23 protein-coding genes and 2 tRNA genes are annotated in these 26,169 nt (G+C 72.7%); 17 read left to right on the forward strand and 8 right to left on the reverse strand.

What is annotated here, in order from left to right:
• Positions 1–15: 15 nt before the first annotated feature.
• Complete coding sequence (locus G7072_RS04855) at positions 16–1,590, reverse strand: serine/threonine-protein kinase (protein WP_166084503.1); 1,575 nt, start codon at positions 1,588–1,590, stop codon at positions 16–18.
• Positions 1,591–1,708: 118 nt separating this feature from the next.
• On the opposite strand from G7072_RS04855, the gene metG reads away from it, so the two are divergent.
• Together metG and G7072_RS04865 are read left to right on the forward strand one after the other, a co-directional pair.
• Positions 1,709–3,580 (forward strand): methionine--tRNA ligase, encoded by a 1,872-nt coding sequence (metG, locus tag G7072_RS04860; protein ID WP_166084504.1) that lies wholly within the window; start codon positions 1,709–1,711, stop codon positions 3,578–3,580.
• A complete protein-coding gene (locus tag G7072_RS04865) occupies positions 3,577–4,485 on the forward strand; it encodes an alpha/beta hydrolase (RefSeq protein WP_166084505.1) in 909 nt (302 codons plus the stop codon). The genes metG and G7072_RS04865 overlap by 4 nt, the downstream gene beginning before the upstream one ends.
• Before the next feature lie 15 nt (positions 4,486–4,500).
• Here G7072_RS04865 and G7072_RS04870 read toward each other — a convergent pair whose 3' ends face one another.
• Positions 4,501–5,907, reverse strand: a complete 1,407-nt coding sequence (locus tag G7072_RS04870) for a hypothetical protein (RefSeq protein WP_166084507.1) — start codon at positions 5,905–5,907, stop codon at positions 4,501–4,503.
• 76 nt (positions 5,908–5,983) lie between these two features.
• On the opposite strand from G7072_RS04870, the gene G7072_RS04875 reads away from it, so the two are divergent.
• Together G7072_RS04875 and G7072_RS04880 are read left to right on the forward strand one after the other, a co-directional pair.
• Complete coding sequence (locus tag G7072_RS04875) at positions 5,984–6,511, forward strand: ribose-5-phosphate isomerase (protein WP_166084508.1); 528 nt, start codon at positions 5,984–5,986, stop codon at positions 6,509–6,511.
• Positions 6,504–7,349 carry an Fpg/Nei family DNA glycosylase gene (locus tag G7072_RS04880; RefSeq protein WP_166084509.1) on the forward strand — a complete coding sequence of 282 codons (846 nt, stop codon included), beginning with the start codon at positions 6,504–6,506 and terminating at the stop codon, positions 7,347–7,349. The genes G7072_RS04875 and G7072_RS04880 overlap by 8 nt, the downstream gene beginning before the upstream one ends.
• Positions 7,350–7,583: 234 nt before the next feature.
• On the opposite strand, the gene G7072_RS04885 is transcribed toward G7072_RS04880, so the two are convergent.
• Positions 7,584–7,657: transfer RNA gene (locus G7072_RS04885), tRNA-Gly, on the reverse strand.
• Between the two features lie 147 nt (positions 7,658–7,804).
• Here G7072_RS04885 and G7072_RS04890 point away from each other — a divergent pair.
• From G7072_RS04890 to G7072_RS04930, 9 genes are all read left to right on the forward strand, one after another.
• Positions 7,805–7,877, forward strand: a tRNA-Pro gene (locus G7072_RS04890).
• A 176-nt stretch (positions 7,878–8,053) separates the two neighbouring features.
• Positions 8,054–9,478 (forward strand): trigger factor, encoded by a 1,425-nt coding sequence (gene tig, locus G7072_RS04895; protein ID WP_166084510.1) that lies wholly within the window; start codon positions 8,054–8,056, stop codon positions 9,476–9,478.
• A gap of 123 nt (positions 9,479–9,601) precedes the next feature.
• A complete protein-coding gene (locus tag G7072_RS04900) occupies positions 9,602–10,834 on the forward strand; it encodes an alpha/beta hydrolase (RefSeq protein ID WP_166084511.1) in 1,233 nt (410 codons plus the stop codon).
• Between the two features lie 7 nt (positions 10,835–10,841).
• Entirely contained in the window at positions 10,842–11,342 is a 501-nt protein-coding gene (locus G7072_RS04905) for an SRPBCC family protein (protein ID WP_166084512.1), read from the forward strand.
• 158 nt (positions 11,343–11,500) lie between these two features.
• The gene (locus tag G7072_RS04910) at positions 11,501–12,103 is read left to right on the forward strand and encodes an ATP-dependent Clp protease proteolytic subunit (RefSeq protein WP_166089686.1); all 603 of its coding nucleotides are present in this window, start codon (positions 11,501–11,503) and stop codon (positions 12,101–12,103) included.
• Positions 12,104–12,114: 11 nt separating this feature from the next.
• Entirely contained in the window at positions 12,115–12,726 is a 612-nt protein-coding gene (locus G7072_RS04915) for an ATP-dependent Clp protease proteolytic subunit (RefSeq protein WP_166084514.1), read from the forward strand.
• A gap of 172 nt (positions 12,727–12,898) precedes the next feature.
• Entirely contained in the window at positions 12,899–14,182 is a 1,284-nt protein-coding gene (gene clpX / locus G7072_RS04920; RefSeq protein ID WP_166089688.1) for an ATP-dependent Clp protease ATP-binding subunit ClpX, read from the forward strand.
• 16 nt (positions 14,183–14,198) lie between these two features.
• On the forward strand, positions 14,199–16,139 hold the full coding sequence (locus G7072_RS04925; protein ID WP_166084516.1) for a M3 family metallopeptidase: 1,941 nt from the start codon (positions 14,199–14,201) through the stop codon (positions 16,137–16,139).
• A gap of 56 nt (positions 16,140–16,195) precedes the next feature.
• The gene (locus G7072_RS04930) at positions 16,196–16,672 is read left to right on the forward strand and encodes a hypothetical protein (RefSeq protein WP_166084517.1); all 477 of its coding nucleotides are present in this window, start codon (positions 16,196–16,198) and stop codon (positions 16,670–16,672) included.
• Here the strand turns inward: G7072_RS04930 and G7072_RS04935 are convergent.
• Together G7072_RS04935 and G7072_RS04940 are read right to left on the reverse strand one after the other, a co-directional pair.
• Complete coding sequence (locus G7072_RS04935) at positions 16,636–17,316, reverse strand: response regulator transcription factor (RefSeq protein ID WP_166084518.1); 681 nt, start codon at positions 17,314–17,316, stop codon at positions 16,636–16,638. The genes G7072_RS04930 and G7072_RS04935 overlap by 37 nt on opposite strands.
• Positions 17,313–18,482: a sensor histidine kinase gene (locus G7072_RS04940; RefSeq protein ID WP_240917254.1), complete on the reverse strand. Its 1,170-nt coding sequence runs from the start codon at positions 18,480–18,482 to the stop codon at positions 17,313–17,315. Before G7072_RS04940 ends, G7072_RS04935 begins: the two co-directional genes overlap by 4 nt.
• 138 nt (positions 18,483–18,620) lie before the next feature.
• Here G7072_RS04940 and G7072_RS04945 point away from each other — a divergent pair, with 138 nt between their 5' ends.
• Complete coding sequence (locus G7072_RS04945) at positions 18,621–19,298, forward strand: DUF4386 family protein (protein WP_166084520.1); 678 nt, start codon at positions 18,621–18,623, stop codon at positions 19,296–19,298.
• A 25-nt stretch (positions 19,299–19,323) separates the two neighbouring features.
• Here the strand turns inward: G7072_RS04945 and valS are convergent, their stop codons facing one another.
• Positions 19,324–21,939, reverse strand: a complete 2,616-nt coding sequence (gene valS / locus G7072_RS04950; protein WP_166084521.1) for a valine--tRNA ligase — start codon at positions 21,937–21,939, stop codon at positions 19,324–19,326.
• Positions 21,940–22,027: 88 nt separating this feature from the next.
• Here valS and G7072_RS04955 point away from each other — a divergent pair, with 88 nt between their 5' ends.
• The 3 genes from G7072_RS04955 to ndk are packed head-to-tail and all read left to right on the forward strand — an operon-like array spanning position 22,028 to position 24,216.
• Positions 22,028–23,419, forward strand: a complete 1,392-nt coding sequence (locus tag G7072_RS04955; RefSeq protein ID WP_166084522.1) for a folylpolyglutamate synthase/dihydrofolate synthase family protein — start codon at positions 22,028–22,030, stop codon at positions 23,417–23,419.
• Positions 23,419–23,763: a DUF4233 domain-containing protein gene (locus tag G7072_RS04960; protein ID WP_166084524.1), complete on the forward strand. Its 345-nt coding sequence runs from the start codon at positions 23,419–23,421 to the stop codon at positions 23,761–23,763. Before G7072_RS04955 ends, G7072_RS04960 begins: the two co-directional genes overlap by 1 nt.
• Positions 23,764–23,805: 42 nt before the next feature.
• Entirely contained in the window at positions 23,806–24,216 is a 411-nt protein-coding gene (ndk, locus tag G7072_RS04965) for a nucleoside-diphosphate kinase (protein ID WP_166084525.1), read from the forward strand.
• Here ndk and G7072_RS04970 read toward each other — a convergent pair.
• Positions 24,172–25,509 (reverse strand): MFS transporter, encoded by a 1,338-nt coding sequence (locus G7072_RS04970; protein ID WP_206063286.1) that lies wholly within the window; start codon positions 25,507–25,509, stop codon positions 24,172–24,174. The genes ndk and G7072_RS04970 overlap by 45 nt on opposite strands.
• The gene (locus tag G7072_RS04975) at positions 25,502–26,143 is read right to left on the reverse strand and encodes a helix-turn-helix domain-containing protein (protein ID WP_166084526.1); all 642 of its coding nucleotides are present in this window, start codon (positions 26,141–26,143) and stop codon (positions 25,502–25,504) included. Before G7072_RS04975 ends, G7072_RS04970 begins: the two co-directional genes overlap by 8 nt.
• Positions 26,144–26,169 lie beyond the last annotated feature (26 nt).

A 26,169-nucleotide genomic window follows, 5' to 3' on the forward strand; every position in this document is an offset into this window, starting at 1 on the left:
GGCGCGACGCGGCGCTCAGAGCTGGTCGGCGATGAGGAAGGAGTCCCCGTCGGGGACCAGCTGCAGCGTGACCCGCTCCGGCGACGTGGTCTCGCCGCCGGCGCGGCCGTAGCTGACGGTGTAGCTGACCCGGTCGTTGGCCGGGTCGGGCGTGATCTCGGAGACCTGGGCGCTCTGGTTCAGGCTCCAGAAGCCGTCGTAGGAGCCGAAGCCGCCGCTCTCGCGCTGGTAGCCGGGGGTGAGCATCTGCCACGACGCCTGGGTGTCGGTGGTGGCGGTCTCCAGGTAGTCGGTGACGAAGGCCCGCTGCCGGTCCGCCACCGTCTCGGTGTCGGCCGACGGCGTCTGGCTGGGAGAGGCCTCGGCGGACTCGGAGGCCTCCGTGCTCGACGAGGTCGACGGATCCTCGCTCGCCGTCTCGTCACCGTCGCCGCCGAGCAGCCCGGTGACCAGCCCGATGCCGAGGAAGGCCACCAGAGCCAGGCCGGCGACGAGGGCGGCGACCGCCAGGCCGCGACGTCTGCGCGGCGAACTGCGCCGCGTCCTCGGCGCGGGAGCGATCACCGGCGGCTCGTCACCGGTCGGCCGGTGGGAAGTGCCGGTGTCGACGGTGGTCCACACCGGCTCGGCCTCGTAGTCCTCGTCGTCGTCCTCGGGCCGGTGGCGCTCGGTGGCCCGGCTGACCAGGGACGCGACCGGGGCAGCGGGGGCGACACGCGTCGGGGGGACCGCGGTCGTCGCGACCGTGTCGGTCCCGGCGGAGCGCGCCTCGTCGAGACGGCGGGGGTCGGCCAGGGCCGCGCGCACCTGGTCCATCGACCACCGGCTCTCGGGGTCCTTGACCAGCGTGTGCTCGAGCAGCGGGGTGAGCATCCCGGCCCGGTCGCTGCGGGGCTCCGGTCCGTGCACGATCTGGTACATCCCCGCCATGACGTTGCCGCCCATGTCGTACGGCGGACGGCCCTCGAGGGCGTGGTAGAGCGTGGCGCCCAGGGCCCACACGTCGCTGGCGGCCGAGGCACGACCGCCCGAGGCGACCTCCGGGGCGAGGTACGCCGGCGACCCGGTGACCAGGCCCGTCTGAGTCAGGGTCACGTCCGCGGTGGCGCGGGCGATGCCGAAGTCGGTCAGCTTCACGCTGCCGTCGTTGCGGACCAGGATGTTCGAGGGCTTCACGTCGCGGTGGAGGATGCCGGCGGCGTGCGCGGCGGCCAGCGCGTCGGCGGCCTGGGCCAGCACGACGCGGGCTCGCTCGGGGTCGAGCGGTCCCTGCTCGGTCGCCATCTGCCCGAGGGTCTGGCCGGGGACGTACTCCATGACCAGCCACTGGGCGTCGCCGTCGGCGACGAGGTCGAAGACCGCGACGATGTGGGGGTGGTTCAGCCGGGCGGCCAGCTGGGCCTCGCGCTCGGCCCGGACGAGGTCCGGCTCGGCGCCGCCCGGCATCAGCCCGATCTTCTTGAGCGCGACCTCCCGACCGAGCATGCGGTCCTCGCCCCGCCAGACCACACCCATGCCCCCACGGCCCACCTGGGCGTCGAGGGTGTAGCGGCCGGCGATGACTCGGGGCGTCTCGTTGTCGGGACTCATCGGAACACTGTTGCCCCTCAGGCCCCGGATCCATGCATCGGGAGCCCCCTGAGCGGGTGTCGTCTGCACCACGTCGGGCGGGTCGGGCGATGCCCCGCGGCTGCATAGGATGCGCCTCATGACCGTCCCCGAGACCGATCCCCCCGGCGGCCCCGCCCGGCCCCCCGTGCTGTCGGCGGTGGCCTGGCCCTACGCCAACGGCCCGCGCCACATCGGCCACGTCGCCGGCTTCGGCGTGCCCTCCGACGTCTTCAGCCGCTACATGCGCATGACCGGTCACGACGTCCTCATGGTCTCGGGCACCGACGAGCACGGCACCCCGATCCTCATCGCCGCGGACGAGGCCGGGGTGAGTGCCCAGGAGCTGGCCGACGCCAACCACCGACTCATCGCCGAGGACCTCTGCGCGCTGGGCGTCTCCTACGACCTCTACACGCGGACGACGACCCGCAACCACACCGCGGTGGTCCAGGAGCTGTTCCTCGGCGTCCACGCGAACGGCTACTTCCAGGAGCGCACGACGTACGGCGCGATCTCGCCGTCCACCGGCCGCACGCTGCCCGACCGCTACATCGAGGGCACGTGCCCGATCTGCGGCGCACCCGGCGCCCGCGGCGACCAGTGCGACACCTGCGGCAACCAGCTCGACGCCCACGACCTGGTGGACCCGGTCTCGAAGATCAACGGCGAGACCCCGCAGTTCATCGAGACGCAGCACTTCTTCCTCGACCTGCCGGCGCTGGCCGACGCGCTCAAGGCCTGGCTCGACGAGCGGGAGTCCAGCGGCACCTGGCGGCCCAACGTCATCCGCTTCAGCCAGAACATCCTCGACGACATCCGTCCGCGCGCGATGACCCGCGACATCGACTGGGGCATCCCGGTGCCGCTGGACGGGTGGCGCGACGAGCCGACAAAGCGGCTCTACGTCTGGTTCGACGCCGTCATCGGCTACCTGTCCGCCTCCGTCGAGTGGGCCCGTCGCACCGGCGACTCCGAGCGCTGGCGCGAGTGGTGGAACCCCTCGACGGGCTCGGGAGGGGCCGACCCGGCGCTGTCCTACTACTTCATGGGCAAGGACAACATCACCTTCCACTCCCAGATCTGGCCCGCCGAGCTGCTGGCGTACGCCGGGAAGGGCTCGCTGGGCGGCAGCCCGCGCACCTTCGGGGAGCTGAACCTGCCCACCGAGGTCGTGTCCAGCGAGTTCCTGACCATGGAGGGCCGCAAGTTCTCCTCCTCCAAGCGGGTCGTCATCTACGTGCGCGACATGCTGGCGCGCTACCAGGTCGACGCCTTCCGCTACTTCGTGGCGGCCGCGGGCCCCGAGAACCAGGACTCCGACTTCACGTGGAGCGAGTTCGTCCGCCGTACCAACGACGAGCTGGTCGCCGGCTGGGGCAACCTGGTCAACCGCACCGCCAGCCTGGTGGCGAAGAACTTCGGCGAGATCCCGGCGGCCGGCGAGCTGACCGCGACCGACCGGGCGCTGCTCGACCGGGTGGAGGCCGCCTTCGACGTCGTGGGCGACCTCATCGGGCGCCACCGCCAGAAGCAGGCGGTGGGCGAGGCGATGCGTGTCGTGGCCGAGGTCAACAAGTACGTCTCCGACTCCGAGCCGTGGAAGCTCAAGGGCGAGGAGCAGCGGGAGCGGCTCGGCACCGTGCTGCACGTCATGGCGCAGGCCACGAGCGACTGCAACACGATGCTCTCGCCGTTCCTGCCGCACGCCTCGAACGCCGTGGACGCGGTGCTCGGTGGCTCGGGCGACTTCCAGCCGATGCCCCGCATCGACGAGGTCGACGACCTCGACGGGGGAGCGGGCTACCCGGTCATCACCGGTGACTACACCGCCGCCCCCGCCTGGGGCCGACGCCCGCTCGTCGCGGGCACGCCGGTCGGCAAGCCCACACCGGTGTTCACCAAGCTCGACCCGTCGGTGGTCGACGACGAGCTGGCCCGGCTCGAGGCCGAGGCCGGGACGCGCGCATGAGCCTGCACCCGCAGTCGGTCGCCGCGCTCGCCCTGTGGGGCGAGGCGCCGCCGGTGCACACCCTGGACGCGGAGGGCATCCGCGCCCGGCGCGCGACGGCGCGCGAGGAGGGCCTGGCCGAGCCGAAGGAGGACGTCGCGCAGACCACCGACGTCGACGCCGGCGGGGTCCCCGCGCGTCTGCTGCGTCCGCACGGGGCGGACCCCGAGGAGCACCTGCCGGCGCTGGTCTACCTGCACGGGGGCGGCTTCGTCCTCGGTGACCTCGAGACCCACGACGCCCCGAGCCGCCGGCTGGCCAACCGCACCGGCCGGGTGGTCCTCGTCGTCGACTACCGCCGCCCGCCCGAGCACGTCTTCCCGGCTGCGCTGGTCGACAGCGTGGCCGCCCTCGACTGGATGGTCGCGCACGGCACCGACCACGGCGTCGACGTACGCCGGGTCGGGGTGGTCGGCGACAGCGCCGGCGCCAACCTCGCGATCGGGACCGCGCTGCGGCGTCCGGGCGTGCTCGAGGCAGCCGTGCTCGTCTACCCGTTCCTCGACCCCGAGGCGAGCTCCGCGTCGTACGCCTCGACCACCGGCGGGCTCGACCGTGAGGACGGGCTGTGGTTCTGGCGGCAGTACGTCGAGCCGGGTGACGACCGCGTCCTGCGCGACCCCGAGCTGGCGCCGCTGCGCTCGACCCGGCTGGGGGAGCTGCCCCGCAGCCTGGTGCAGATCGCCGGTGAGGACACCCTGGTCGACGAGGGGCGGGCGCTGGTGGAGCGGGCCCGCGACCTCGGAGCCGACGTCACCGAGCTGACCTACGACGGCATGGTGCACGGCTTCTGGCGCCACCCGGCGGTGTTCGACGCCGCCGAGCAGGCGCTGGCCGACGCCGCGGACTGGCTCGACCGGCCCTGACGGCCCCGGAGGGCGTCAGAGGCGGTTGATCGTCAGCAGCCGTGCGTAGCCGGCGGCGGCGAGCTCCGGCCCGCTCAGGCCGTAGACCTCCTGCAGCGCGGCCGCCTGGGCGCGGGCGGGGGAGGTCTTGTCCTCGGCCGCGTCGGCGAGCTCGTCGAGCAGCCGACGCAGGCGGGGCACCCCGCCGCGGGTGAGGAGCTCCTCGGCCAGGGCCTGGGCCAGGGTGTAGCCGACGACGGGGTTGCCGCGGAACTCGTCGGCGGTGATCAGCCGCCGGCGCGGTGCGGAGGTGGCGAGGCGGTCGTAGATACGGCCCGGGACGACCAGCTCGGCCATGCCGGCCCGGCGCCAGCCCAGGTGCTCGGCGATCCCCTCACCCAGCCACAGCGGCTGCGGCTTCTCCCGGAGCACGAAGTGGGTCAGCTCGTGGCGCAGCACCCGGTCGTCGTCGAGGAACTCGTCGAGCACGTCGGGGTTGTACTTCACCCGCCAGCCGGCGACGCCGAGCGGCTCGTGGCTGGTCAGCGTCGTGGTGATGGCCGGCCCGAACACGGCGCCGGCGACGGCCAGTCCCTCGTAGCTCAGGCGGGTGGCGTTGCCGCTGCTCGTGGCGTCGACCAGCAGGGGGGCGGGGTCGGTCACCCCGATCTCGCCGCGCACGTAGCCCAGGGCGCGGGTGACGCGTGCGGTCAGGGCGGCCAGCTGGTCGCTGCGGCTGCGGTCGACCACGACGGTGACCGAGCCGGCACGACGTACGGCGATCGGGCCCTCGGCCCAGGGGCGGGCCGTGCCGATGCTGCTGAGGGTGCGCTCGGTCTCGTCGATGCGCTCGGCCCCGAGCAGCCACTGCCCGTCGCGCTCGACGAAGGTGAAGCCCACGGAGGTGGAGACCGGCTCGCTGTCGACCCCGCGCAGCCGGACGTGCTCGGTGATGTCGGGCTTGACCTCGGGGTCGTCGCCGGGGATCGGCGTCACCGGCAGCGTCTTCTGCTCCAGGCCGTAGAGGATCTCCGCGACCCCGAGGCGCTGGAGGTTCTCGAAGGTGACGCGCTGCTGCGCCCGCACGCCCGGGCGGTCGTCGACCGTGGCGAGGAACGCCTCGCGGTCGCCCTCGAGGACGGCCTCGGCGCGCGTGTCGAGGACCCGCTGGATGGCGGCGTACTCCTCGTCGGAGGCGTAGCCGCTGACGGAGCCGTCCGCGCCGCCGGCGTCGACGCCGGTGTCCGGCCCGGTGCCGCTATCGCCGCCGTCCTCGGCCCGGTCGGCGCCGTCCGCGAGGGACGTCGCGCCGGGTCCGCCCGCGGAGCCGCCGGAGCCGTCGGTGTCCCGGTCGTCGCCGACGGTCACCGTCACCACGACCGCGGCGGCCGTCGCGGCGATGGCCAGGCCGGCTGCCAGCAGGCCGGTACGCGTCCCCGTCACAGGCACCAGCGTAGGAGGAATCGGACACCCGCACCGTGATTCGCAGGCCTTCGGCGCGGGTGACAGACTTCCGCCCATGCGCGTGCACATCGGATCGGACCATGCCGGACTCGAGCTGAAGGACCACCTCGTGGGCTGGCTGGCCGACCAGGGGCACGAGGCCGTCGACCACGGGCCGTTCGTCTACGACGCCCTCGACGACTACCCCGTCTTCTGCCTGCGCGCCGCCGAGGCCGTGGTCGCCGACCAGCAGGACGGCGTTGAGGCCCTCGGCGTGGTCGTCGGCGGGTCGGGCAACGGCGAGCAGATCGCGGCGAACAAGGTGGTCGGCGTCCGTGCCGCCCTGGTCTGGAGCGAGGAGACCGCAGCCCTCGCACGCGAGCACAACGACGCCAACGTGGTGTCGGTCGGTGGCCGGATGCACACCCTCGACGACATGACGCGCTTCGTCGAGGTCTTCCTCGGCACCGACTACTCGCGCGCCGAGCGCCACGACCGGCGCATCGCGATGCTCACCGACTACGAGAAGACCCGGAACCTCCCGGCGCTGCCGGAGTCGGCCCTCGGGGGAGCCGCGGGGGCCGCCGGGCCGGGCGATGCCTGAGGGTCACACCCTGCGTCGGCTGGCCGACGACCTGACCGACGCCTTCGGGGGGCGGGTCGTGCGCGTCAGCAGCCCGCAGGGGCGCTTCGGCGCCGAGGCGGCGCTGCTCGACGGCGGCCGGCTCGAGCGGGCCGACGCGGCCGGCAAGCACCTCTTCCTCGAGGTCGAGGGCGGTCACGTCGTGCACGTCCACCTCGGCCTCATCGGCACCTTCGTCATCCGCACCGGCGTCCTCGAGCCGCCGGTCGGCCAGGTCCGGCTGCGGCTCGTCGCGGGCGGGGACGCGAGGGAGACGACGTACGCCGACCTGCGGGGGGCGATCACCTGCGCCCTCGTCACGCCCGAGCAGCAGGAGGCGGTGATCGCCCGCCTCGGACCGGACCCGCTGCGCGCGGACGCCGACCCGGGCCGCGCGTGGGCGCGGATCTCCCGCAGCCCGCGGAGCATCGGCGACCTGCTGATGGACCAGGCGGTGATGGCCGGCGTCGGCAACGTCTACCGGGCGGAGGCGCTGTTCCGTCAGCGGCTCCACCCGTTCCGGCCCGGGACCTCGGTGCGGCGTGGCCGCTTCGAGGCGCTGTGGGCCGACCTGGTGACGCTGATGGCCGAGGGGGTGCGGACCAACCGGATCGACACCGTGCGGCCCGAGCACACGCCCGAGGCGATGGGGCGCGACCCGAGGCGCGACGACCACGGGGGAGAGGTCTACGTCTACCGGCGCCACGAGCAGCCCTGCCACGTGTGCGGCACCCGGATCCGCACGAAGGAGCTGGCCGGGCGCAACGCGTTCTGGTGCCCGAGGTGCCAACCGGTGTTCCGCTCCCGCGCCACCCGCTGACCCGTCCCCACCCCACGAAGCGTCGCGTGTGTACGCGAAGCGTCACGTGTGTACACGCGATGCGTCGGGCGTGTACAAGCGAAACGTCAGGCGTGTACGGCCGAGGCGTCGCTCGGCGACGCGCCCGCTCCGCGCCGTACATCAGTGACCTTTCGGCTGTACATACGTGACGCTTCGGCTGTACACACGTGACGTTTCGCGCATGGGGCCCGGCGGGACGTGCGGTGACGGGGATGGAGCGGATGACGGGAATCGAACCCGCGTAGTCAGTTTGGAAGACTGAAGCTCTACCATTGAGCTACATCCGCGTGGCGGTCGTCGGCCGTGCGAGGCCCGGACGCCGCGGACCATGGTGCCACACCAGCAGCCCCGCCCGTCACGCGGGCGAGCGGGCCTGGCGGCCGTCGTTTCGACAGGCCCAGTCGCGCTGACTAGACTCCCGGACGTTCCACAACCGGGGCGTAGCGTAGTGGCTAGCGCGCCTGCTTTGGGAGCAGGAGACCGCAGGTTCGAGTCCTGTCGCCCCGACCGCGCGCCCCGTCCGACCCGGCTGCCCAGGCCGTCCGGACACCCGCACGACCCGATCGACCTGCCCGACCGACGTGCCGCGTCCGTCTGCCCGGACCAAGACCCGGAGCAGAGACCCGGACCTGGCACCCCAGACACCCGGCCGCACCCGCTGAGAAACCCGAGGAGACACCCCTGTGAAGAGCACCGTCGAGACCCTGAGCCCCACGCGGGCGAAGCTCACCGTCGAGGTGCCTTTCGAGGAGCTGAAGCCGAGCCTCGACAGCGCCTACAAGAAGATCGCCTCCCAGATCAACGTCCCCGGCTTCCGCCGCGGCAAGGTCCCGGCCCCGATCATCGACCGTCAGGTCGGCCGCGGAGCCGTCCTCGACGAGGCCATCAACGACGCGCTGCCGGGCCTCTACATCCAGGCGCTGCAGGAGAACGAGCTCGAGCCCCTGGCCCAGCCGGAGATCGACATCACCAAGCTCGAGGACAACGACACCCTCGAGTTCACCGCCGAGGTCGACGTCAAGCCGGAGATCACGCTCCCCGAGCTCGACGGCCTCGCGGTGAGCGTCGACGACGTCGCCGTCACCGACCAGGACGTCGAGGACCAGGTCGCTGCGCTGCGCGAGCGCTTCGGCACCCTGACTGACGTCGAGCGCGCCGCCGGCGAGGACGACTTCGTCGTCATCGACCTGACCGCCCGCAAGGACGGCGAGGTCGTCGAGGGCGGCGAGGCCGCCGGGGTCAGCTACCAGGTCGGCAAGGGCGGCATGCTCGACGGCCTCGACGAGGCCCTGCGCGGCATGAGCGCCGGCGACAGCACCACCTTCACCAGCAAGCTGGCCGGTGGCGACCTCGAGGGCGAGGACGTCGAGGTCGAGGTCTCCGTCACCGCGGTGAAGGAGCAGCAGCTCCCCGAGCTCGACGACGAGTTCGCCCAGATGGCGTCGGAGTTCGACAGCATCGGCGAGCTGACCGACGACGTCCGGGTCCGCCTGGGCAACGGCAAGCGCCTCGAGCAGGCCGCGGCCGCCCGTGACGCGGTGCTCGAGAAGATCCTCGACCTCACCGAGATCCCGGTCCCCGAGTCCCTCGTCGCCGAGGAGCTCGTCGCCCGCCGCCGGGGCATCGAGCAGCAGCTGGCGATGGCCGGCATGACGATGGAGGCCTACCTCGACGCCGAGGAGCAGACCGTCGACGAGTTCGAGGCCGAGCTCGAGAAGCGGGTCCACGACGCCGTGGCCGCGCAGTTCGTCCTCGACCAGATCGCGGTGGACGAGGAGCTCGGTGTCGAGCAGCAGGAGCTCACCGAGCACATGCTGCGCCGCGCGCAGCAGTCGGGCCAGAACCCGCAGGAGTACGTCCAGCACATGGTGGAGCACAACCACCTCCCCGAGCTGGTCTCCGAGGTACGTCGCGGCAAGGCCCTCGCGCTCGTGGTGGAGAAGGCCGTCGTGACCGACGAGTCCGGCAACCACGTCGAGCTGAAGAACCTCCGCCCCGACGGCACCATCGGTGAGCCCGCCGACGAGGCAGACGAGGCCGACGAGGCCGCCGAGGCTCCCGAGTCGAGCGACGCCACCGAGGTCGAGGAGTCGGGCGACAAGGCCTGAGCCTGGCCTTAGCCCGCTCGCAGCGCACGCAGCACGGGCAGCACACGCAGAGGAGGACGCGTCCGGATCACATCCGGGCGCGCCCTCTTGCGTGTACAAGTGTTCACTGAGGACACTGGACCCATGGCCACGACGCAGCCCCAGACCCTCGTCCGCACCGGAGACCCGGTGGACGCGCAGATCCCCGACGCGATCACGCCGGCGCACCCGGAGCCCGGCCTGGTCGACGCGCTCGCGCTCGGCGCCCTGTTCGCCGACGAGCTGATCGTCGCGACCGCGCGCGACACCCACGAGGCCTTCGCCCGGCGCACGTTCGACCTGCTGACCGGCACCTCGCCCTTCGGGCGCGTCACCCGCGGCATCCACGACGCCGTCGCCGGCACCGTCTACCGGGGCCTCAGCCTCGGCCTCCAGGGAGCGGCCACGGGTCTCTCCAAGGTCGGCGCCACCGGGGTCGGCCCGCGCCTCGACGCCAGCCCCCAGGGCCGCGTCCTGCAGTCCGCGGTCAACGGGCTCATCGGAGAGCGGCTCAAGGAGGAGCACCCCCACCTCGCCCTGACCATGACGATCCGCGTGGACGGCCGCGCCGTACGCCCCGACCCCGCGGAGCTCGAGGTCGCCTTCCCCGAGGCGACCGACAAGGTCGTCGTCTTCCTCCACGGCCTCGGCGAGCACGAGGGCCACTGGAACACCCGGGCCGCCGAGATGGGCGGCACCTACGGCAGCCGGCTGGCCGAGAGCGACGGCTGGACGCCGGTCTTCCTGCGCGTCAACACCGGCCTGTCGGTCGCGGAGAACGGCGTCGCGCTGACCGCGCTGCTGCAGGAGCTGACCGAGAGCTGGCCGGTCCGGGTCGGCCGCATCGCGCTGGTCGGCCACTCCATGGGCGGGCTCATCATCCGGGCCGGCTGCGCGGTCACCACCGAGCACGAGCGCTCGTGGCGCGACGTCCTCACCGACGTCGTCACGCTCGGCACGCCCCACCTCGGCGCCGACCTCGCCCTCGGGGTCAGCCACGGCTCCCGCTTCCTGGCGCTGCTTCCGGAGATCGCGGGGTTCGGCCGCATACTCGAGCACCGCTCGTCGGGCATCCGCGACCTCGAGCGCGGGCTCCCCGACCTGCCGCCGATGGAGGGGGTCCGCTACCGCCTGGTGTCGGCCGCGCTGGGCAGCGAGCGCAGCCCGGTCGGCGCGGTCTTCGGCGACCTGCTCGTACGCCGTGCCTCGGCCACCGGTCTGCGCCGCTCGCTCCGGCTCTTCCCCGACGCCGACGTCCTCCACGTCGCGAACGCCGGCCACTTCGCGCTGCTCAACCACCCCGAGGTCGACGACGCGCTGGTGGGCTGGCTGGCATGATCCGGCCATGACCGAGCCGTCGCACCGACCCGACCGAGACCGTCCCGCCCCCGGGCGCGAGCTCCAGGCCGAGGTGACGGTGGCGGCGCCCGCCGAGCGCGTCTGGCAGACCCTCACCGACCTGAGCCGCATGCCGCGGTGGAGCCCCGAGCTGGTCCGGATGGTCCCGCTCGGGCGTGGCGGCCTCCGGGTGGGCCAGACCTACCTCGGCGTGAACCGACGTGGCGCGGTGGTCTGGCCGACCCGCAACGTGGTCCGCGAGGTCTCCGCGCCCCGGTCCCTGGTCTGGGACACCCCGACCTCGGGCGCGCGCTGGATCTACCGGGTGGAGCCCGCCGCCGATGGCACCTCCCGGCTGTCGCTCACCCGGCCCGTCCCCGCGGGCATGGCGCTGGGCGGCCGGATCTTCGCCCGCCTCTTCCTCGGCGGGGCGGGCCCGCACAGCGACGAGCTCGAGGACGGGATGCGCACGACGCTGCAGAGGATCGCCTCCGACGTCGAGGGCTGACGTCGAGGGCTGACGTCGAGGGCTGACGTCGAGGGCCGACGTCGGGGCGTGCGCGCGGGGCGACCGTCCGCTGTCCGCGAACACGGGGGATCGTTGCCCCCCGGGCCCTGGAAAGGGCGCCACGGCGGGCTAGGGTCGGGGACGTGACTGACATCGAGATGAACGGTGGCGGGGCCGGCTACGGCCTGGACGACCACATCTACCAGCGGCTCCTGCGCGAGCGGATCATCTTCCTCGGGTCCGAGGTGCGCGACCAGAACGCGAACGCGATCTGCGCGCAGCTGCTGCTCCTGAGTGCGGAGGACCCGGAGGCGGACATCTTCCTCCACATCAACAGCCCCGGAGGCTCCGTCGACTCCGGCATGGCGATCTACGACACCATGAACTACATCCCCAACGACGTCGCGACCGTCGGCATGGGTCTGGCCGCGTCCATGGGCCAGTTCCTGCTCTGCGCCGGTGCCAAGGGCAAGCGCTACGCCCTGCCCCACGCGCGCATCATGATGCACCAGCCCTCGGGCGGCATGGGCGGCTCGGCCTCGGACATCAAGATCCAGGCCCAGCAGTCCCTGCACATCAAGAAGGTGCTGTTCGAGCTCATCGCCGACCACACCGGTCAGCCCCTGGAGCAGATCGAGCTCGACGCCGACCGCGACCGGTGGTTCACCGCGTCGCAGGCCGAGGAGTACGGCTTCATCGACCAGGTCATCCGCAGCGCCCGCGAGGCCGCCGACGAGGGCCGTCCGGCCCGCAACAAGTGACGGGACCCACCATGAACTACTACATCCCCCAGTGGGAGGAGCGGACGTCGTACGGCTTCCGCCGCATCGACCCCTACGCCAAGCTCTTCGAGGACCGCATCATCTTCCTCGGCACGCCGATCAGCGACGACATCGCCAACGCGGTGATGGCCCAGCTGCTCTGCCTGGAGTCGATGGACCCCGACCGCGACATCCAGATCTACATCAACAGCCCCGGTGGCTCGTTCACCGCGCTGACCGCGATCTACGACACGATGCGGTTCGTCAAGCCCGACATCCAGACGGTGTGCCTGGGTCAGGCGGCCTCGGCGGCGGCGATCCTGCTCGCCGCCGGTGCGCCGGGCAAGCGCCTGGCGCTGCCGAACTCGCGGATCCTCATCCACCAGCCCTACACCGAGGGCACCTACGGCCAGACCTCGGACATCGAGATCCAGGCCAACGAGATCCTCCGCATGCGTGAGCTGCTGGAGAAGATGATCTCGGACCACTCCGGCAAGCCGGTCGAGGAGGTCAGCCGCGACATCGAGCGCGACAAGATCCTGACCGCGGAGGCGGCGGTGGAGTACGGCCTGATCGACTCCGTGCTGGCCTCGCGCAAGGGTGCCCTGCAGCTCACCCCGTGACGGGTGGTGGCACGGCCCGCCGACGCTTGAGCGAAAGTCGGGCCGTGTCACCCATCCCAATCTGGGCGGGCGCGGGGTATTTTCAAACTGAGTGAGCTTGACGTGAACCACAGCCGAGACCCCCAGCCAGGTCCTTCTGGTTGCTCGGCCCGAGTCGTGAGGAGTCGTGCCTGTGGCACGCATCGGTGATGGCGGCGACCTGCTGAAGTGCTCGTTCTGCGGAAAGAGCCAGAAGCAGGTCAAGAAGCTCATCGCAGGACCCGGGGTCTACATCTGCGACGAGTGCATCGACCTCTGCAACGAGATCATCGAGGAGGAGCTCTCCGAGGGCACCGAGGTCGGTCTGGAGGAGCTCCCCAAGCCGCGGGAGATCTTCGACTTCCTCAACTCCTACGTCATCGGCCAGGAGACGGCGAAGAAGTCGCTGGCCGTCGCTGTCTACAACCACTACAAGCGCGTCCAGGCCGGCGTCGGGGTGGCCAACCACCGCCAGCGCGGCGAGGACGCCGTCGAGCTCGCCAAGTCCAACATCCTGGTCATCGGCCCCACCGGCTGCGGCAAGACCTACCTGGCGCAGACTCTGGCGCGCATGCTCAACGTGCCCTTCGCCATCGCCGACGCCACGGCCCTGACCGAGGCCGGCTACGTCGGCGAGGACGTCGAGAACATCCTCCTCAAGCTCATCCAGGCCGCCGACTACGACGTCAAGAAGGCCGAGACCGGCATCATCTACATCGACGAGATCGACAAGGTGGCCCGCAAGGCCGAGAACCCGTCGATCACGCGCGACGTCTCCGGCGAGGGCGTGCAGCAGGCGCTGCTGAAGATCCTCGAGGGCACGACCGCCTCGGTGCCGCCCCAGGGCGGGCGCAAGCACCCGCACCAGGAGTTCATCCAGATCGACACCACGAACATCCTCTTCATCGTCGGCGGAGCCTTCTCCGGCCTCGAGGGGATCGTGGAGAGCCGCATCGGCAAGAAGACCCTCGGCTTCGGCGCGACGCTGCCGACCAAGGAGGAGCGCGACCTCGACCAGATCTTCTCCGAGGTCATGCCCGAGGACCTGCTGAAGTTCGGCCTGATCCCCGAGTTCATCGGACGCCTGCCGGTCATCGCGACCGTCGACAAGCTCAATCGTGAGGCGCTCGTGCAGATCCTGACCGAGCCCCGCAACGCGCTGGTCAAGCAGTACCAGAAGCTCTTCGACCTCGACGGGGTCGAGCTCGAGTTCACCGACGACGCCATCGACGCGGTCGCCGACCTCGCCATGGTGCGCGGCACCGGTGCCCGCGGACTGCGCGCCATCATCGAGGAGGTCCTCCTCCACGTGATGTACGACGTGCCGTCGCGCGAGGACATCGCCAAGGTCGTGGTGACCGCCGAGGTCGTGCGCGACAACGTGAACCCCACCCTCGTGCCGCGCCCGAGCGAGAGCAAGAAGAAGAAGACCGCCTGAGCCGCGGCCCCCGACGGTGACCCCGCACGAGAACGGCGTCGCGCCGCTGGCGCTGCCGACCGACGACGGCTCCTGGGCCGACTGGCTCTCCGAGCGCGCCGAGGCGCAGCTGGTGGCGGCCGAGCACCACACCGAGCGGTTGCGCTCGATGGACGGCGCCGCGGGTGAGGCCGTCCTCGAGCGCTGGAACGAGATCGCCCGTCAGCTGCGCAGCGTCGCCTCGCTCGCCTCGCTGGTGACGAACGTGCACCCGGACGAGCGGGTGCGCGACCTCGCCGAGGCCCTCGAGCAGCGCGTCCAGGGCGTCTACACCGACCTGGGCCTCGACCGGGACTGCTACCGCGTGCTGTCGTCGGTGGACCCCGCCGGGCTCGACGCCGGGGCCCGCCGGGTGCTGGAGCGGTCGTTGCGCGACTTCCGGCGCTCCGGGGTCGACCGACCCGACGACGTGCGGGAGCGCGTCCGCTCCCTCTCCGAGCGCGAGACCGACCTCGGCCTGCGCTTCAGCCGCAACATCCGCAACGGCAGGCGCACCGTGCGGGTGGACCCCGCCCGGCTCGACGGCCTCCCCGACGACTTCGTGGCCTCCCGGCCGGTGGCCGACGACGGCACCGTCGAGCTGACGACCGACTACCCCGACTACATGCCGGTCCGCACCCTCGCCACCGACCGGGCGCTGCGCGAGGAGCTCACGGTCGCCTTCCTCACCCGCGCCTGGCCCGACAACGAGCCGGTGCTGGCCGAGCTGCTCGCCGTACGTCAGGAGCTGGCGCAGACCCTCGGGTACGCCGACTGGCCCACCTACGACGCCGAGGTGAAAATGATTCGCGACGGGGCGGCGATCGCGGCCTTCGTCGACACCGTCACCGAGCTCGCCCGCGAGCCCGCCGCCGCCGAGCACGACACCCTGCTCGCCCGGGCGCAGCAGGACCACCCCGACCTCGACCGCCTGACCGCTGTCGACCGCTACCACTACTCCGAGCTGCTGCGCCGCGAGGAGTGCGCGGTCGACGGCCGCGAGGTGCGTGCCTACTTCGACTTCGACCAGGTGCGCGCTGGCCTGCTCGACGTCACCGGCACCCTGCTCGGCCTGGAGTACGTCGACGTGCCCGACGCCCCGCGCTGGCACCCTGACGTCACCGTCCACGAGGTCCACGACGTGCACGACGGCGGCCGCTACCTGGGGCGGATCTACCTGGACCTGCACCCGCGGGAGGGGAAGTACTCCCACGCCGCGCAGTTCACGTTGGCGCCCGGCGTCGCGGACCTCCAGGTGCCGGAGGGCGTGCTGGTCTGCAACTTCTCGCGCGGGCTGATGGAGCACAGCGACGTCGTGACGCTGTTCCACGAGTTCGGCCACCTCGTGCACCACGTCGTCGGCGGCCGGCAGCGGTGGGTGCGCTTCTCCGGCGTCGCCACCGAGTGGGACTTCGTCGAGGCCCCCTCGCAGATGCTCGAGGAGTGGGCGTGGGACGCCGACGTGCTGGCCCGCTTCGCCCGGGACGCCGACGGCCGACCCATCCCGGCAGAGCTGGTGGGGCGGATGCGCGCGGCGAACGAGCTCGGCAAGGCGCTCGGTGTGCGCACCCAGATGTTCTACGCCGCCATCTCCTACCGGCTGCACGCCGAGGTGCCGGCCGACGTCTCCGCGCGGGTGGCCGAGCTGCAGGAGACCTACGACGGGTGCGCGATGGTGCCTGACACCCACTTCGAGGCGTCCTTCGGCCACCTCGGCGGCTACACGTCGGCGTACTACACCTACATGTGGAGCCAGGTGATCGCGAAGGACCTGTTCTCCGCCTTCGACCCCGACGACCTGCTCGCTCCCGAGGTCGCCCGGCGCTACCGCGACCGGGTGCTGGCACCCGGCGGCTCGCGGGACGCGGCCGACCTGGTCGCCGACTTCCTGGGACGTCCCTACTCCTTCGACGCCTTCGAGGCCTGGCTCACCCGCTGACCGGTCGCTGACCGGTCGCTGACCGGTCGCTTGGGCGCACCCCGGAGACTGAGCGGGTGCTCGTCACCAACCACGTCCTGTCCGGCGCGTTCGTCGGGCGCGCCGCCTCCGGCCCGGTCAGCGCGTTCGTCGCCGGCGTGGCCTCGCACTTCGCGCTCGACGCGGTGCCGCACTGGGGCGACGGACGACCCATCCGCGAGGTCATGCACATCGCCGTGCCCGACGGGCTGCTCGGCCTGACCGCGATGGCCGGCGTCACCGCCGCCACCGAGCCGTCGGCGCGCCTGCGCGTGCTGGCCGGCATGGCGGGCGCGGCGTTCCCCGACCTCGACAAGCCGGCCGACCGCTTCCTCGGGTTCTCGCCGTTCCCGAGGCGCTGGGACGCCTTCCACCAGGCCGTCCAGCACGAGTCGGCCGGACGGATGCCGCAGGAGGTCCTCGTCGGGCTCGCCCAGGTCGCCCTCCTGGCTGCTCTCGCACGGCGCCGACCCTCCGGTCAGGGCCTCCCCGGTCGGACGAGTCCCGTCTCGTAGGCCAGCGCCGCGACCTGGACGCGGTCGCGCAGCGACAGCTTGGTCAGGAGCCGGGACACGTAGGTCTTGACCGTCGCCTCGCTCAGGAACAGCCGGGCCGCGATGTCGTGGTTCGACAGCCCGCGCGCGACCAGAGCGGCCACCTCGCGCTCGCGGTCGGTCAGCGGCTGCCACACCTCCGGCCTCGGTGCCTGCTGATCCTCGGCCGCGAACCGTTCGAGGAGACGCCGCGCGACGGCCGGCGCCACCATCGCCTCACCCCGCGCGGCGGTCCGCACGCTGTGGACGAGCACGTCGGGGTGGACGTCCTTGAGGAGGAACCCGCTGGCGCCGGCGCGGACCGCGGCGTACACGTGCTCGTCGAGGTCGAAGGTGGTCAGCACCACCACGCGGGTCTGCGGCGTCGACCGGGAGAGGCGACGGGTGGCCTCGATCCCGTCGAGGCCCGGCATGCGGATGTCCATGAGGACCACGTCGGGCCGGTGCCGCTCGACGGCGGCGACCGCGGCGAGGCCGTCCTCCGCCTCGGCGACGACGTCGAGTCCGGCGCTCCTCAGGATCAGCGCGAACCCGGCCCGGACCAGCGCCTGGTCGTCGACCACCACGACGCGCAGCGGCGCACCGTCGGCCCCCGCCGTCGTCACGTCGGGTCCGGGAGCTCGGCGCGGACGACGAAGCCGTGCCCGGGCGGCGCGCAGGGACCGACGTGCAGGGTGCCGCCGTAGAGGCTCACCCGCTCCCGGATGCCCAGCAGACCGTGCCCCGGCGCACGGCTCGCGCCGCCCGGGGTGCTCGCCGCCGACGTACCGGCGCCGTCGTCGGTGACCTCGACGGTCACCCCGCTGTCGGCGTACGCCAGCCGGATCGCCGCCGTGGTCGCCGCCGCGTGCCGTCGGACGTTGGTCAGCGACTCCTGCACGATGCGGTAGACGGTCAGGTCGAGGCCGGGGGAGAGGGGGACGGCCCGCCCGGAGGTCTCGAGGGTGACGTCGAGCCCGGCGCTGCGCACCTCCTCGACGAGCGCGGGAATCGCGGCCACCCCCGGGTGGGGTGCGAGGGCGTCCGGCTCACCCTCCGCGCGCATGACCGTGACCAGCCGACGCATCTCGGCCAGCGCCTCCGATCCGGTCGCCCGGATGGCGTCGAGGCTCCGGCGCACGAGCTCGGGGTCGTCCTCCACCACGCGCCCGGCGGCCCCGGCCTGGACGACCATCGTGCTGACCGCGTGGGCGACGATGTCGTGCAGCTCGCGAGCGATCCGGGCCCGCTCCTCGACCACGGCGCTGAGGACCTGCGCCTGCGCGGCGACCTCGACCTCGATGGCGTGCTGGGTCGAGGCCCGGGCGCGGCGTTCCATGGTGGCCAGGCTCCAGCCGCTGAGCCACACCAGCGTCAGGAGCGTCCAGTGGAAGACGATCTCCGACGGGCTCTGCAGCTCGGGGACCGTGAGGTCGATGACCAGCAGGCACCCCGCCACCAGTGCCCCGCCCACGAACGGCTCACGACCGCGCCCGTGGCGAGCGACGGAGAAGGTCGCCACGACGATCGGGACGAAGCCGCCCCAGAACAGGACGGGGAGGGACCCGACGGCGTGCAGGAGCGGCAGGGCGGGGACCACGACGGCCGCGGTGAGGAGCGGAGCCGTGCGGCGGGCCGCGAGCGGCACCGTCATGACGAGCACGCCGAGCGTCCCGACGGTCCGCGAGCCGCCGCCCTGCGCCGACTCGAACGGCACCCAGAGCTCCAGCAGGCCCATGGCGGTGAGCCCGACCGCGAGCGCGAGGTCGAGCGCGAGTCGGACCGGGAGCATCGGCCTCACGGGCCCACCCTAGGACCTCGCGCGGGCCGCTGTCGTCATCCTCAGGTTGACCGCGGAGGTCCTCCGGGGATGACCAGCAGACGTCCCGGGGCCGACGCGGAGGCTGGTCGTCGGCGCTGGACTGGGTCCATGGACACCACCTCACTCCCTGCCTCGGCAGCCGTCCCGACAGCACGCCGCGCGGCGCGTCGTGCGGGCGTCGCTGCCTGCCTCGTGGCCACGGCGGCGCTCAGCGCCGTCTCCAACGCGACCGCCCCCGACTTCCCGGTCGACGCCGCCGACCGGTTGCAGGCCATGGCCGGCGCGGGCGACCGAGCCTGGGTCTCGGCCTTCGCCTTCGTGCTGGCCCAGCTGCCCTTCGTGCTGGCCGTCCTGGGGCTCGGCGCGTTGCTGCGTGAGCGCCTGCCCCGGCTGGCTCCGGTGGCGACCGGGCTCGCCGTGCTCGGAGGCTTCGGGCACGCGGTCTTCGGCGGGGTGTCGCTCACCGGCATCGTGCTGGCCGCGGACGGCGCCCACCGGGCGGTGCACGCCGAGGTGCTGGAGGACGTCGAGAGCTCGCCGATCATGGCGTTCGCGGTGATGGGGCTGCTGAGCACGGTGCTGGGACTGGTGCTGCTGTCGGTGGCCCTGTGGCGAGGACGTCTCGGGCCCCGCTGGGTGCCGGTGGTGCTGGGCGCGTTCCTGGTCGTCGAGTTCGCCGGCAGCGCCGTGACCGCCTGGTCCTTCGAGGTCGCCGCCGTGCTCTACCTGATCGCCTTCGGTGCCCTGGCTCGGGCCCTGCTCGAGCCGGGACCCGACGTGGTCTGACCCGGGACACGCCGGCGGGTGCGGCTCACTCGTTCGTGGGCGGCACCAGCTCGGCGCTGACGGCGAGGGTGTCGCCGGGGCCCTCGGTGAAGCCGAGGTCGCCGACGATCTTCGCCGCGGCGACGAGGTCGGCCTGAGCCTGGGCGGTGAGGTCGAGCAGCCGCTGCGGGCCGGAGACCTGCGCCGAGGACACCTCGGTGCGCTGGGAGACCTTGGCCTGCGACTTGACCCCGCGCAGCCCGGCGAGCGCCGAGGCGACCGCGTCGAGCATGGCCGGGTCGGTGTCGCCGAAGCCCGCGAGCTCCTCGGCAGCCGGCCACGACGCCCGGTGGACCGAGCCGTCCTGCCACCAGGACCAGACCTCCTCGGTCACGTAGGGCAGGAACGGCGCGAGCAGCCGCAGCTGGACGTGCAGCGCGAGCGCCAGCGCCGACCGCGCCGAGCCAGCGGCCTCCTCGCCCCGGCCTCCGTAGGCGCGCTCCTTGACCAGCTCGACGTAGTCGTCGCAGAAGGTCCAGAAGAACCGCTCGGTGACCTCGAGGGCCGTCGTGTAGTCGTAGGCCTCGAACGCCGCGGTCGCGCGCTCGGCGGTGCGGGCCAGGCCGGCCAGCATCGCCCGGTCGACCGGCTCGGTGACCGCGTCGACGTCGTACGACGTGGCGCCGACGCCGGCGAGGGCGAACTTCGAGGCGTTGAGGACCTTCATGGCCAAGCGCCGGCCGACCTTCATCTGGGTCTCGTCGAAGGGCGAGTCCAGGCCCGGTCGGGCCATCGCGGCCCGCCAGCGCACGGCGTCGGCGCCGTACTTCTCGAGGATGTCGGTGGGGACGACGACGTTGCCCTTGGACTTGCTCATCTTCTTGCGGTCGGGGTCCATGACGAACCCGGAGACCAGGGCGTGGGTCCACGGCACGGTGTGGTGCTCGAAGTGGGCGCGCACGACGCGGCTGAAGAGCCAGGTCCGGATGATGTCGTGGGCCTGAGTGCACAGGTCCATCGGGAAGACCCGGTCGAACAGGTCGGGGTCGGACTCCCAGCCGCCCGCGATCTGCGGGGTGAGCGAGGAGGTGGCCCAGGTGTCCATGACGTCGGGGTCGCCGAGGAAGCCGTTCGGGCGACCGCGCTGGGACTCGTCGTACCCGCCGGGGACGTCGGTCGAGGGGTCCATCGGCAGCTGCTCCTCGCGGGGCAGCAGCGGGTGGTCGTAGTCGGGCTCGCCCTCGGCGTCGAGGGGGTACCAGACCGGGAACGGGATGCCGAAGAACCGCTGGCGCGAGATCAGCCAGTCGCCGTTGAGGCCGCCGACCCAGTTGTCGTAGCGGTGCCGCATGTGGGCCGGGCTCCACGTGATCTCCGAGCCGCGCTCGACGAGCTCGGTGCGCAGGTCGGTGTCCCGGCCGCCGTTGGTGATGTACCACTGGCGCGTGGAGACGATCTCGAGCGGCTTGTCGCCCTTCTCGTAGAAGTTCGCCATGCGCTGGGTGGCCGACGGCTCGCCGTCGAGGTCGCCGGAGGCACGCAGCAGCGCCACCATCGCCTCGCGGGCGCTGAAGGTCGTCTTGCCGGCCAGCTCGGCGTACGCCGCCTCGGCGCCGTCGGCCCCTGCCGCGATCCACTCCGGCGTCTCGCGGTGCAGCCGGCCGTCGCGACCGATCACGGTGCGGACCGGCAGCTGCAGCTCACGCCACCACGTCACGTCGGTGAGGTCGCCGAAGGTGCAGCACATCGCGATGCCGGCGCCCTTGTCGGGCTCGGCCGCCGCGTGGGCCCGCACCGGGATCTCGACGCCGAAGACCGGCGAGGTGACGGTGGTGCCGAAGAGGTGCTGGTAGCGCTCGTCGTCGGGGTGGGCGATCAGCGCCACCACGGCCGGGATCAGCTCGGGCCGTGTGGTCTCGATGTGGACCTTCTCGGAGCCCGCGTGGAAGGCGACCCGGTGGTAGGCGCCGGGGTACTCGCGCGCCTCGAGCTCGGCCTGGGCGACGGCGGTCTGGAAGGTGACGTCCCACAGCGTGGGCGCCTCCTGCAGGTAGGCCTCGCCGCGCGCGAAGTTCCGCAGGAACGCGCGCTGGGACACGGTCTGCGCGGCCGGGCCGATGGTGGTGTAGGTCTGCTCCCAGTCGACCGACAGGCCGAGCGTGCGCCACAGCGCCTCGAAGACCTTCTCGTCCTCGACGACCAGGCGCTCGCAGAGCTCGACGAAGTTCGGTCGGCTGATCGGCACCTGACGCTTCGGGTCCGGCTTCTCCGGCGGCGTGAAGCCGGCCTCGTAGGGCAGCGAGGGGTCGCACCGGACGCCGAAGTAGTTCTGCACGCGACGCTCGGTCGGCAGGCCGTTGTCGTCCCAGCCCATCGGGTAGAAGACCTCCTTGCCGCGCATCCGCTGGAAGCGCGCGACGAGGTCGGTGTGGGTGTAGGAGAAGACGTGCCCGACGTGCAGCGAGCCCGACACGGTCGGGGGCGGGGTGTCGATGGCGTAGACCTGCTCGCGCGGGGCGGTGCGGTCGAAGGCGTAGGTGCCCTCGGCCTTCCAGGTCTCGGCCCAGCGGGCCTCGAGGCCCTCCAGCGCCGGCTTGTCCGGTACGGCGACGCCGGCGGCGGGCGTCGGCGTGGTCCGGGGCGGGCTCTGGGTGTCAGTCATGGTGCGAATCCTACGAAGCCGCAGGTGGTCGGGGCGAACCCGTTCCCCTCGGCCGCTGGTCGGGCCGCGCCCGTAGACTCGGCAGGCCATGTCAGACACCCCCGCTCCGTCCTCCACACCGTCCACCACTCCGTCGTACGACGAGGCCGAGCGGGCCCTGCTCGCCCGCTGGCCGGAGACCCGGCTGGAGCCCAGCCTGGACCGGATCGCGGCGCTGACCGAGCTGCTCGGCGACCCGCAGCGCGGCTACCCGGTGGTCCACCTGACCGGCACCAACGGCAAGACCACGACCTCGCGGATGATCGACGACCTGCTGCGGGCGCGGGGCCTGCGGACCGGCCGCTTCACCAGCCCCCACGTGGAGTCGATGACCGAGCGGATCAGCCTCGACGGCCAGCCGCTGACCGAGGAGGCCTTCGCCCAGGCCTACACCGACATCGCGGCGTACCTCGACCTCGTCGACGCCGACCAGCCGCACCCGCTGTCGTTCTTCGAGACCGTGGTCGGGATGGCGTTCGCCGCCTTCGCCGACTCCCCGGTCGACGTGGCCGTCGTCGAGGTGGGCATGGGCGGCTCCTGGGACGCCACGAACGTCGCCGACGGCACGGTGGCCGTGGTGACCCCGATCGCGGTCGACCACGCCCGCTACCTCGGCGACCGGGCCGGGACCATCGCGGTGGAGAAGTCCGGGATCATCAAGCCCGGCGCCACCGTCGTCGTCGCCGAGCAGGAGGACGAGGTGATGGAGGTCCTCGCCGAGCGTGCCCAGGAGGTCGGCGCCACCCTGCTGCGCGAGGGCACCGACTTCGGCGTCGTGCACCGCGCCGCCGCCGTCGGCGGGCAGGTCGTCGACCTCCAAGGGCTGCGCGGCCGCTACGACGAGGTCTTCCTGCCGCTGTACGGCGCCCACCAGGCCCAGAACGCCGTGCTGGCGCTGGCCGCCGTCGAGGTGCTCGCCGGGGAGGACCCGCTGGCCGACGACCTGGTGCGCGAGGCGTTCGGCGCCGTCACCTCGCCGGGGCGGCTCGAGGTGGTCCGACGCGGTCCCACGGTGCTGCTCGACGCCGCCCACAACCCGCACGGTGCGACCGCCCTGGTCGAGGCGGTCCGTGACTCGTTCACCTTCGACCCGCTCATCGGCGTGGTCGCGATGATGGCCGACAAGGACGCGGAGTCCTTCCTCGCCGAGCTCGAGCCGGTGCTCTCGCAGATCGTGTGCACCCGCAACGCCACCGACCGCAGCATGGCCGCCGACGACCTCGGCGAGATCGCGCGCGACCTGTTCGGCGAGCACCGGGTGGTCGTCCACGACCGTCTCGACGACGCGCTCGAGGAGGCCGTCACGCTCGCCGAGACCGGCGGCTCCGGCGGGGAGTCCATCGGCAGCGGGGGAGTGCTCGTCACCGGCTCGGTCGTCACCGCCGGCGAGGCGCGGCGCCTGCTGCGCCGCCGCGACCGCTCCGGGCAGGGCCAGTTCTGATGGGGCGCATCCAGCGGGCGATGTGCTCCGGAATGCTCATGCTCCAGGCCGTGGTCCTGCTCCTGACGACCCCGGTGCTGCTCGTGCTGACCGACGTCAGCACGCCGCTGGCCCTGGCCCTCGGGCTGGGCCTGACGCTGGCGTGCATCGTCGCCGGCGGCACCATGGGACGCCCCTTCGGCGGAGCGCTGGGCTGGGCGGTGCAGGTGGCCACGTTCCTCATGGGCTTCCTCATCACCGCGATGGTGGCGCTCGGCGTGGTGTTCCTCTCGCTGTACGCCGGCTCGTGGTTCCTCGGCGCGAAGATCGACCGGGAGCGCATCGCGCGGGGCCAGACCGCGTAGGTCCTACCACCGGCGCCGGTCGCGTCTGCGAGCATGGCGCCCATGTCACAGCGCACCTTCGTCCTGCTCAAGCCCGACACCGTCAAGCGCGGTCTCGTCGGCGCCGTCGTCCGCCGCTTCGAGGACCGGGGCCTGCGGATCGTGGCGATGGAGCACCGCACCATCGACGGCGACCTCGCCGACCAGCACTACGCCGAGCACGTGGAGCGGGACTTCTACCCGCCGCTGCGCGCCTTCGTCACCTCCGGCCCGCTCGTGGCGCTGGTCCTCGAGGGCGACGAGGCCATCGAGGTGGTGCGCGGCATCAACGGCGCCACGGACGGTCGCAAGGCCGCCCCCGGCACCATCCGCGGCGACTACTCGCTGTCGAACCGCGAGAACCTCGTCCACGGGTCCGACTCGGAGGAGTCAGCCGCGCGCGAGATCGCGCTCTGGTTCCCCGGACTGGCCTGAGCCCTCCCCGTCGGTGGTCGGTCCGGCGCCGGTGTCCGGGCGTCGGTCCAGTCCGCGGAAGCTCGGCACCAGCAGCGGGGCCATGGTGGCGACGAGGTACGCCGTGCCGGCTCCCAGCAGGGTGGCCACCTCGCCGTACCCCGACACGGCCAGGCCGGCCAGCAGCCCGCCGAAGGGCATGCCGGCCCACGACAGCGCCGAGGTCAGGGTGACCACGCGACCGACCAGGTGCGGCGGGATCCGCTCGAAGATGACGGCGCCCAGGATCGGGTTGATGAAGCCCGCTCCGAAGCCACCGACCACGGCGACGACCAGGACCCACCACAGCGGGGTGTCGGCGGCGACGTCGTACGCCATCACCGCGAAGCGGGGGAGCCCGCACAGGGTGAAGGCCACGACGTAGATCGTGAAGCGCGGCAGACGCTCGCCGAGCCGCGAGGCGATGAGGCTGCCGAGCACGGCGGCGCCGCTGAAGAAGCCGAAGAGCAGGCCGATCGCGCGGGCGCCGCCGCCGGTCTGCTCGGCCCACACCGGCACGAGCACCGAGGCGTAGGCGACGTCGAGCAGGTTGGTGAAGGCGACCATGAGCGTGATCGCCAGCAGCACGGGCTCGCGGCGCAGGAAGCCTCCGCCCTCGCGGAGCTGGGCGAGGTAGCCGGTCGTGCCGCCGACCGGCTCCGAACCGGTGTCGGGGGAGGGGGCCGGCACGAAGGCCGCGAGCAGCGCGGCCGCGACCCCGAAGCTGACCGCGTCGATGACCAGCGCCTCGGCCGGACCGACCGCGGCCACCAGCAGCCCGGCGAACGCCGCGCCCAGGGTCGAGGCCAGACGCTCGACGGCGCCGCTGAGCCCGGTCGCCCGCTCCAGCGACACCCCGGAGCTGGCCACCACCGCGGGCACGAGGGCGTGCTTGGCGCCGTCGCTGGGCCCGCGCAGCGTCCCCGCGAGCGCCACCACGACCGTGACGACCGGCATCGTCAGCAGGTCGAGGGCGTGCAGCAGGGGAACGGCGCCGACGACGAGCACGCTGAGCAGGTCCGTCACCACCGAGACCCGGCGTGGCCCGAGCCGGTCGATCAGCGGTCCGGAGGCGGCCTTGGCCACGACGTAGGGGAGCATCTCGGCGAACGCCACGACACCGGTCCAGGTGGCGCTGCCCGACGTGGTGAGCACCAGCCAGGGGATCGCGACCATCGAGACGCGCGTGCCCGTCAGCGACACGGCCTCGGCGGTCAGCCAGCCGCGCAGCGCCCGGTGCGACGGACGGCGGTCCGCGGCCACGGACTCAGTCACCGTCGGCTCCTCGGTCGGCCTCCGACCCAGAGGAGAGACCGGACGGGAGATCGGACGGGGGAGCGGACACGGCGCCGGGGCGCGGGTGGGTGGTGAGCGCGACGACGAACGGGGCGGCGCCCTCGGCGTCCTCGTCGTCCTCCTCCCACCCCGCGACGACCGCCGACATCGCCTGCATCAGCTCGCGCGCCCGCGACGGGGTGAGCACGAGGCCCCAGTCGCTGAACGTGGAGGCGGCGCGCCACTCCGCAGGCAGCAGGGGGCGCTCCTCGACGGCCTGCTGGAGCTGCTCGGTCCGCACGATCGCGACCGCCTGGAGGAACGCGTCGTTGGTGTCGCGGTCGGTGACGGCGTCCGGAGCCGCGTCGTCGGTGGGGACGCGGGTCGACTGGTGCGCCGCGCGCCACCACCGGTCGCGGCCGTTGCCGCGCTCCTCGGCGTCGACCACGAAGCCGTGCTGGGCCAGCTGGCGCAGGTGGTAGCTCGTCGCGCCCGAGTTCAGGCCCAGCCGGGTGGCGAGCGCGCTGGCGGTCGACGGCCCGTCCATCCGCAGCAGCCCGAGCATGCGTAGGCGCACCGGGTGGGAGAGCGCGCGCAGCGCCTCCGGCCCGGGAGTGATCGAGGTGAGCTCCATGCCTCGAGGATAGAACCGCAAAGGAG

This window comes from Nocardioides sp. HDW12B (assembly GCF_011299595.1).
In the GTDB taxonomy this organism is placed as follows: Bacteria; Actinomycetota; Actinomycetes; order Propionibacteriales; family Nocardioidaceae; genus Marmoricola_A.